The organism is Rickettsia sp. TH2014, assembly GCF_019249195.1.
GTDB lineage: Bacteria > Pseudomonadota > Alphaproteobacteria > Rickettsiales > Rickettsiaceae > Rickettsia > Rickettsia felis.
Genome location: NZ_MXAX01000059.1, coordinates 1 through 1,087 on the forward strand (window position 1 = coordinate 1; position 1,087 = coordinate 1,087).

Consider the following 1,087-nt stretch of genomic DNA (forward strand, 5'->3'; position numbering starts at 1 on the left):
TCCCTGAATGCGTTAAACTCGTCTGCAATATTGTAAGTCGTAAAAGTTTCTACATGCTCTCTTGTAGCATGGCTCTTGGTCTCAAGGTTATGATTCTCTTCAGTATCACTTGGCTTAGCTGCTATCTCATCCGCAAATCTTGCATATATTAGTTTGCGAGTCTCTGCTGAATCTAGCACTTGCGTAGACTTTAGATTTTCTAAATTCTGAAGATTTGGCTTAAAAGCCTTAAATTTATCTTGAATTAACGGCTTACTTGACTGACTTGGTAGTGCCTTTAAAAAGCTAAACTCATCGCCTGCATCCTCTACATATCCTTTACTTTGACTGCAATATTTAAGCCCACTGTTAATACTTGAAAGTAATGAATTAGGCACATTTCTTGCTACATTAAATATTTGTTTTGCTGTTCTTGCTATTTTAAACATTACGTTGCTCCTTTTGGTTGTTTGTTAGTTTTTAATTTACTATGTTTCATGTTCTTCAAACTGAAGCCTTAATTACCTTTCTCTTGTGTAACTAAAACTATATGAGAGGGGCTATGCTAGCCCCCTCATACTCCCCCGCTATATCTGTAAAAGAAAAAGGGGGAAGGCGTAAAATAAGATAAACATCACTAATACCCTCTCTGTCTAATTATTCGTATGCATATTTATCTCATAAATCCAAAACTATAATTATCTCCTACTTTTAATCCTGCATATTGCTTATGATGACTACATGGCTCTATTGCTTTGTGAGCCACAACATTCAATTGCATCTCTTGATTCCCGTTTTCTACACCCTTAAATCCCGCAAGCATATTATGTTTATGGTATATTCTTTCTGAAGCCCCATAAGCAGACACCGCTTTTTGTAAAGCCTCAAGCCCTTCAGTCCCATTACCAACAGCGTAATAACTACTGGCAAGGCCATAGTAATATGCTCCCTCCCATGGCTTTAACTTTATTGCTGCCCTAAAACTTGCTAATGCCTCCTCATATCTCTTAAGCTTATGAAGCGTATTACCTTTGTAATAATGAAGACTTGCATTTCTTGGCTCTCCCATCAAAAGCATCCCAAATATCTGCAAAGCTTTCTCATATTT

Annotated in this window: 1 protein-coding gene and 1 pseudogene; both read right to left on the minus strand. The window is 37.0% G+C overall.

Going from position 1 to position 1,087, the window contains the following annotated elements; all coding sequences use genetic code 11:
• A pseudogene (locus KYQ89_RS00860) lies at window positions 1-428 on the minus strand (hypothetical protein); the annotation flags it as partial.
• 224 nt (window positions 429-652) lie between these two features.
• A partial coding sequence (locus KYQ89_RS00865) for a tetratricopeptide repeat protein (RefSeq protein WP_218459937.1) occupies window positions 653-1,087 on the minus strand: 435 nt, incomplete at its 5' end.